Genomic DNA, 7,293 nt, shown 5'->3' with positions numbered 1-7,293 from the left:
CCGTCACACCACGCGACCTTCGCGCAGCCCTGGGCTCTATCCCCGTTTCGACGACTTCCTGGCCGTGCGCGACGCCGCCGACCCGACCGGGGTGTTCGCGAACGCGTATCTCGACCGCATCCTCGGCTCACCGGCCTGCGCCACCAACGCTCGGTGACCCGACCGCGGCACGCCACGGCGGTTTCTCGCTGATGTGGCGACGGGCGGAGCAGCGGTCACGGGCGGTTCAGCCTGCGGTGGTCCGGCCGCCGACGTCCTCCCCGAGGTAGGCCTGCCGGACCCGGTCGTCGGCCAGCAGACTCGCGGCGGTGCCAGCCAGCACGACCTCGCCGGTCTCCAGCACGTAGCCGCGACCCGCGATCCGCAGCGCCGAGGCCGCGTTCTGCTCGACCAGCAGTACCGCGACCCCCTCCCGGTTGATCTCCGCGATCACCTCGAAGATGGTCTGAACGATCATTGGGGCCAGCCCCATCGACGGCTCGTCGAGGAGCATCAGCCGGGGACGGCTCATCAGCGCGCGTCCGATCGCGAGCATCTGCTGCTCGCCGCCGGACAACGTGCCTCCCGGCTGCGCGATCCGCTCGGCCAGCCGGGGGAAGAGCCCGAGCACCCGGCCGAGGTCGGTCCGCACATGCCGGCGGTCGTGGTAGGCGCCCATCAGGAGGTTCTCTCGGACACTCATGCTCGGGAAGATTCGCCGGCCCTCGGGCACGTGGCTCACCCCCCGGCCGACGAGTTCGTGCGCCGGAATTGACGACAATGGGCGACCGTCGAGCCACGCCTGTCCCGCCCGGGGCCGCAGCAGTCCGGAGACCGTCCGCAGCGTGGTTGTCTTGCCGGCGCCGTTGGCCCCGAGCAGGGTGACGATCTCGCCCTCGGCCACCTCCAGGCTGACGCCGCGCAGGGCGGTGACGGCGCCGTAGGCGACCTCGACATTGGCCAGGGTCAGCAGCATCAGCGCAGTTCCTTCCACCCGGCGGGGCCGGCCGCGCCGGGATCCGCCACATCGGGATCCGCCGCGCCGGCGTCGGCCAGGCCCAGGTACGCCTCGATGACCGCCGGGTCCCGCTGGACCTCCACCGGCGTGCCGGACGCGATGATCCGGCCGAAGTTGAGCACCACCACCGAGGTCGCCACCGACATGACCAGCCGCATGTCATGCTCGATGAGCAGGACCGACACCCCGGTGCCCGCGATCCGGATGATCAACTCTGCCAGGTCACGCTTCTCCGCCGGGTTCGTGCCGGCCGCGGGCTCGTCGAGCAGCAGCAGGCGCGGCTCGGTCCCGAGCGCCCGGGCGATCTCCAACCGGCGTTGCTCGCCGTAGGGCAGCGACGAGGCGAGCTCGTGCGCCCGGTGCGGCAGGCCCACGAGCTCAAGCAGCTCCAGCGCGTGCCGCACGCCGTCACGCTCGGCCCGCCGGGCGCCCGGCAACCCCAGCACCGCGGCCAGCGGCCCGTACCGCTGCCGCACCTCGGTCCCGATCTGGACGTTCTCCAGCGCCGACAGGGCGGGGAAGAGCCGGATGTTCTGGAAGGTCCGGGCGACGCCGAGCCGGGTGATGGCGTGCGGGCGGCGCCCCACCAGCTCGGCCGGCCGGCCGGGCCGGGGCCAGAAGGTGACCGATCCCTGCTGCGGGCGGTATGCCCCGGTGAGGCAGTTGAACAGCGAGGTCTTGCCGGCCCCGTTCGGTCCGATCACCGCCAGGATCTCGCCCCGGCGCTGGCGCAGTGAGACGCCGTCGAGGCTGGTCACACCCCCGAACCGCAGCGCCAGGCCGCGGGCCTCCACCACTAGGTCCTCCGGGCCTCCGCCGCGCCCGGCGCCCCCCGGGCCCTGGCTGCTCCCGCGGCCCTGGCTGTCCCCGCGCTGCCGGCCCCGGGAGCGCCGGTGTCCCGGCGGGGAGACGCGGTGCGCTCCGCCCCTGGTCACGGCTTGCCCCCCGTGGGCGCGGCGCCCAGGGAGTCCGCCGCGCCGATGCCGGCCTCCGCGAGCTGGATCTCCCGACGCCGCCGGCGCGACGGCACGAGTCCCTGCGGACGGAAGATCATCATGATCACGATGACGGCACCGAAGTAGATGTACCGGTCCGCGGGCGGGACCTTGTCGCGCAGGTAGAAGGCGATGCCCTGGAGGACGACGGCACCGACCACCACCCCGAGCCGGGAACCCATCCCGCCGAAGATGACGACGGCGACGACGAAGAACGACGCCTGCAGGCTGAAGCTCTGCGGGTTGAAGAACTGTTTGGAGGCGAAGAGCACACCGGCGAAGCCCGACACCGAGGCGCCGATAGCGAAGGCGAGCAGCTTCATCCGCAGGGTCGCGACCCCGGTCGCCTCGGCGGCGATCTCGTCCTCGCGGATCGCCGCCCAGGCCCGGCCGATCCTGGACCGTTCCAGCCGACCGAAGGCGATCATGACTCCGACGATGATGACCAGGAGCAGGTAGTAATACGGCAGCGGATCGATGCCCCACTCGTAGCCGAGGCCGAGCAGGTTGATCGACAGGTGCGGAACGCCGAAGGCCCCCCGGGCACCGTTCGTGATGTTGTCGGCGTTGTTCGCGATCAAATGGATGATCTCACCGAAACCGAGCGTGACGATCGCCAGGTAGTCACCCCGCAGCCGCAGCGTCGGCGCGCCCAGGACGACGCCGGCGAGCGCGGCGAGGACCAGCGCGATCGGGAAGACGAAGAACGGGTTGAGCACGAAGGGCGCGTGCCACGGCATCGCGGTCTGTGAGGTGAAGTAGGCCGTCGCGTAGGCACCGATGGCGAAGAAGGCGATGTAGCCGAGGTCGAGCAGGCCGGCGTAGCCGACCACGACGTTCAGGCCCAGTGCGAGCAGCGCGTAGATGCCGATGTCGTTGACCATCGACTGCTGCGCGGCGGTCGAGACGACCAGCGGGGCGATGATCGCGACCGCCAGGAGCGCCAGGTTCAGCGCGATCGGGCCGCCCCGGGTGGCGTAGGCCGCGCTCACCGGCCCCCGGATGCCGGCCGTCAGCCGGCCCGCCGCGCCCCGCAGTTCGACGCCGAGCGCCAGGACGATCCACAACGCGACGGCGAGCCCCAGGTAGGGCAGGATCCGCGCGTCCAGCACCGAATCCTGAAATGCCTTCAGCGGTTTGTCGGAGCCCCCGGCCGGACCGGTCACCACCGCGGCGAGCACACCCACCAGCAGCAGCACCCCGAGCTGGCGCAGCCGGGCCGGGGAGAACAGCACGGCCGGACGCAGCGATGCGCCCGCCGGGCCGCCACCAGACCCGCCACCCGGCCCGGCGGGTGGGAGCGGCGCCCCGGCCCTCGGCGGGCGGGCGGACGACGTCGCAGCGCTCACGCTGCCCTCCCTAGACGTTCCCCGAGCAGGCCGGACGGTCGGATCATCAGGATGCCGACCAGGACCAGGAAAGCGATCACGTCCTTGTAGGACGCCTGGAAGATGTATCCGCCATAGCTTTCCACCAATCCGAGAAGCAGGCCGCCGAGCATCGCCCCGCGCACGTTGCCGATGCCGCCGAGGACCGCAGCGGTGAACGCCTTCACCCCGGGGACGAACCCCATGCTGTACGAGGCGTTGAACGTCATCGCGTACAGGAAGCCACCGGCCCCGGCCAGCAGGCCGCCGAGCACGAACGTGACGATGATGATGCGTTCGACGTTCACGCCCATGAGAACCGCGGTGTCGGCGTCCTGGGCCACCGCGCGGATGCCCTGCCCGAGCCGGGTCCCCGCGACCAGCCGGTCCAGTCCGACCAATATCGCGATCGCGACCGCGAAGATGACCAGCGACTGGGTGGAGACGTCCGCTCCGAACAGCGTGAACACCGTTCCGTCGGTGAACAGGTCGGGCAGGGCCACATTCTGCCGGCCGAACTCCTTGCCGGCGAGGTTCACCGCGAACAGCGAGGCCCCGATGGCGCTGATGAGATAGGCCAGCCGGGGGGCGGAACGGCGCCGCAGCGGCCGGTACGCCACCCGTTCGAGCGTGAAGGCAGCGAGCCCGCCGCAGATCGCGCCGGCGCCGAGGCCCATGGTCACCAGGCCCACCGATTCGAGGCCGCCCGGGACCGAGCCGTCCCCGGGCAGCAGGGCGCGGGCGGCGAACAGCCCGCCGAAGGATCCCAGCATGAAGACCTCGCTGTGCGCGAAGTTGATGAGCTGGAGGACCCCGTAGACGAGGGTGTACCCGAGCGCGATGACCGCGTACAGGGAGCCGACCGTCAGACTGTCGACGGTCAGCTGCCAGAACTGGTCGAGGAAACCCATCCGTGTGCCTCATTCACCACCAGGCGAAGCGGTGGCCGGACGTCCCACCCCCGGCCACCGCCCGCACCGACATCAGGACTTGACCAGGTCCGCGATGTTGCCGAGAACGGTGATCTGTCCACCCTTCACCTGGTAGACGAACACGTTGGAGCCCTTGACCTCGCCGTTGGGCTCGAACACCACGGTCTTGGTGATGCCGGGGAAGTTCACGGAACCGAACGCGCCGGCCACGGACTCCCGGGTGACGTCCTTGCCGAGCTTCCTGAAGACGTCCGCAAGGGCGAGCGTGGCGTCGTAGGCCTCACCGGAGTAGGTGCCGGGCTTCGTCCCGTTGTTGACCTTCTTGTAGGACGCGACGAAGGACGCGGCCCTCGGGTCGGTGTTGGCGTCGCCGCAGGGGCAGGTGAGGTAGGCATCCTCGGCCGCGGCGGCCCCGGCCTGCGCGACGTACTGCGGGTCAAGCGATCCGTCACCGCTGATGATCTTTCCGGTGAAGCCCCTGCCCTTCAGCGCCTTCGACAGCAGCGCGAACTCGGGGTAGTAGCCGGAGTAGTAGAGGACCTCGGGCGCGGCAGCGATGATCTTCGTTGCCTCGGAGGTGTAGTCCTTGGTCGGGTTGATGCCGTCGTGGGTCGCGTTGACACCCTTGGCCTTGAGCTCGGCCTCCAGCGCACCCGACAGGCCCGTGCCGTACTCGCTCTTGTCGTCCAGCGAGTACACCTTCATCGCCTTGAGCACCGTGGCGATGTAGTCGGCCGCGGCCTTGCCCTGCAAGGTGTCCGGGGCGATGACCCGGTAGAAGGTCTTGAAGCCCAGGGTGGTGAGCGCGGGGTTCGTCGCCGACGGGCTCACCGACAGCAGCCCGGCCTGGGTGTAGGCCGGCTCGCTCGCCTTGGTGGCACCGGAGAACATCGGGCCGACCACCGCGACGACCTTGGAGTCATCGATCAGCTTCTGGGCGGCCGTCGGGCCCTGATCCGGCGAGCCGCCGTCGTCGGATTCGACGAGCTTGAGCTGGAACGGCGCGCTCGCATCCGCGTTGACCTCGGCGATCGCCGTCCGGACGCCGTAGAGGGCGTTCAGACCGAGCTGCTGGCTGTCGCCCGAGAGAACTCCCTGGAAGCCGATCGTGATGGTCTGCTTCCCGTTCGAGGACGAACCACTGTCACTTCCACAGGCCGCCGCAGTCAACGCCACGGTCGCGGCAAGGGCTATCGCTCCCAGGAGCGGGCGCCTACCCATGCAATTCCTCCTCCGGTCCCGCCGGACCCGACTCCGATGCCATGGCCCGGCCCAGTCACCCCGACGCGCCCGGCCCGCGAGCCGGTGCGCCACCGCCTAGAGAATGACGCGCTGACCAGCATCAATTCGCACCGCCCCCCGGATGGACGGGGCGGCGCACGGTTACACACCGGCACGATCCCGCGGAACCCGGCACCTCAGCATGGCTATGCCCAGACCGCCGGGCTGGTGCCCAGCTGTGCCGGCGGGGAGCTCCAGCTCGGCGCGACGCCGGCCACGGTGGCGGCCGGGCGGATGTACGACAGGGGTCCGAACTCGCTGTTCATCGTGGCGCAGAACTCCTCGGCCTCCTCCCGGGTCGGGTCGGGGAGCGCGAGCGTGTCGTGGTGTCCCAGCCCCTGCAGCCAACGACCGGTCCGGGCCAGGGACACACCGACGTGCCAGCTGCCCCCCTCGGTCGCCCGCCGCGCCAGCGCGTCCAGCACCCCGTAAACGGTGAGGTAGCCGGTCGCATGATCGAGGGCCTGTGCCGGCAGCGGCACGGGGCGGTCGGACCCGGTCACCGCCACGGCGGCGGTCACGATGCCGGACGCGGTCTGGACCAGACTGTCGAACCCGCGCAGACCGCTCCAGGGGCCCTGCCGTCCATACGCGGTGATGGTCGCGCAGACGATGCCCGGCCGGATCCTGGCGACCGCCTCCGGGCCGAAGCCGAGCCGGTCGAGGGCCATCGGCCGGTAGGCCTGGAGGACCACGTCCGCCGAGGCGATCAGCTCGCGCAGCCGGCGGGCGTCCGCGGTCACCCGCAGGTTGAGGAAGGCGTTGCGCTTGCCGAACCCGGTGTCGACGAGCACCGTGTGCACCTCCGGCAGGTGGGCGGCGCCGACCCGCAGGACGTCGGCTCCGTAGGCGGCCAGCGTGCGACCGGCGACGGGACCAGCGATGACCCGGGTCAGGTCGAGCACCCGCAGACCCGCGGCCGGCGTCTCGGCCGGGGGCGCGGCGAGCGCCGGGCCGTCGCCGAGCCGGCGCACCTCGACGAGGGGAAGCTCGTCAACCGCCCGGGCCTGCCGGTGCTCGCGCCACTCCCGCTCGCTACGGGCCATGCTGGCGCACAGACCCATGGCGTGCAGCTCGAGTTCCAGCGGCTCGGCCTCGAAACGGCGGATGACCCGTTCGACGGCGGCGCGCTCGCCCAGCGTCCCAAGAAGATCCAGGATCCCGTTGCGGTGGTGCGGGAAGTTACAGTGCAGCTGGATCCACCGGTCGTCCCCGGTGCGGTAGTATCCGGAGATCGGGTCCCACGGGCTCGGCGGTGGCTTGCCGGCCACTCGCAGGTACCGTTCGCTGCGGAAGACCGCGCTCGCGTGACGGGTGTCCACGGTGACCTCCGGCGGGGCTCCGCCGCCGCGGGCCGCGAGCAGGCGGCTAGCCCCGACGGCCGCGGCCGCCACCGACGCGGTCGCCACCGTCGTCACCCGGTAGAGGCTGGGCAGGACGTCGGCGGGTCCGGTCACGGTCAGCCGCTCGGCGATGTCCGGATCCTGTACCAGCGACGCGACCTCGGTGACAATCTCCGAGTTCTGCCATTGCCCCATCCACCCATCCTGTCCCACCCTGGTGTGCACGCGGCGCCCCGAGCGCGCCGTCGGCCGAACCGGAATGAGGCCGGCACGCCCGATAAGACGATCATGAGAGCCAAGAGCCACAACGCACAGAAAATCCTATTTTGCCGCTGTCCCGGCCTCCCGACTCGCGCTCGCCCCGGGCCGTCCAAGGCC

7 protein-coding genes are annotated in these 7,293 nt (G+C 71.1%); 1 reads left to right on the top strand and 6 read right to left on the bottom strand.

Annotation, left to right across the window (positions count from 1 at the left end; translation table 11 throughout):
- Positions 1–157 (top strand): D-arabinono-1,4-lactone oxidase (locus tag AC08OX_RS03935; RefSeq protein ID WP_476606555.1); only part of this gene is annotated, 157 nt, incomplete at its 5' end.
- A gap of 69 nt (positions 158–226) precedes the next feature.
- Here AC08OX_RS03935 and AC08OX_RS03930 read toward each other — a convergent pair.
- The 6 genes from AC08OX_RS03930 to AC08OX_RS03905 all read right to left on the bottom strand — a co-directional run bounded on the left by AC08OX_RS03930 (position 227) and on the right by AC08OX_RS03905 (position 7,110).
- Positions 227–955, bottom strand: a complete 729-nt coding sequence (locus AC08OX_RS03930; protein ID WP_476606552.1) for an ABC transporter ATP-binding protein — start codon at positions 953–955, stop codon at positions 227–229.
- The gene (locus AC08OX_RS03925) at positions 955–1,794 is read right to left on the bottom strand and encodes an ABC transporter ATP-binding protein (protein ID WP_476606554.1); all 840 of its coding nucleotides are present in this window, start codon (positions 1,792–1,794) and stop codon (positions 955–957) included. Before AC08OX_RS03925 ends, AC08OX_RS03930 begins: the two co-directional genes overlap by 1 nt.
- A 134-nt stretch (positions 1,795–1,928) precedes the next feature.
- Complete coding sequence (locus AC08OX_RS03920; RefSeq protein WP_476606551.1) at positions 1,929–3,341, bottom strand: branched-chain amino acid ABC transporter permease; 1,413 nt, start codon at positions 3,339–3,341, stop codon at positions 1,929–1,931.
- Entirely contained in the window at positions 3,338–4,270 is a 933-nt protein-coding gene (locus AC08OX_RS03915) for a branched-chain amino acid ABC transporter permease (RefSeq protein WP_476606550.1), read from the bottom strand. The genes AC08OX_RS03920 and AC08OX_RS03915 overlap by 4 nt, the downstream gene beginning before the upstream one ends.
- Positions 4,271–4,342: 72 nt before the next feature.
- Positions 4,343–5,512, bottom strand: coding sequence for a branched-chain amino acid ABC transporter substrate-binding protein (locus AC08OX_RS03910; protein ID WP_476606549.1), 1,170 nt, complete (start codon positions 5,510–5,512; stop codon positions 4,343–4,345).
- A gap of 206 nt (positions 5,513–5,718) precedes the next feature.
- Positions 5,719–7,110: a CoA transferase gene (locus tag AC08OX_RS03905; protein WP_476606548.1), complete on the bottom strand. Its 1,392-nt coding sequence runs from the start codon at positions 7,108–7,110 to the stop codon at positions 5,719–5,721.
- Positions 7,111–7,293: the final 183 nt, after the last annotated feature.

This window comes from Frankia sp. CoBUL1 (genome assembly GCF_978021245.1).
This window is presented reverse-complemented; position numbering and strand designations above follow the sequence as displayed.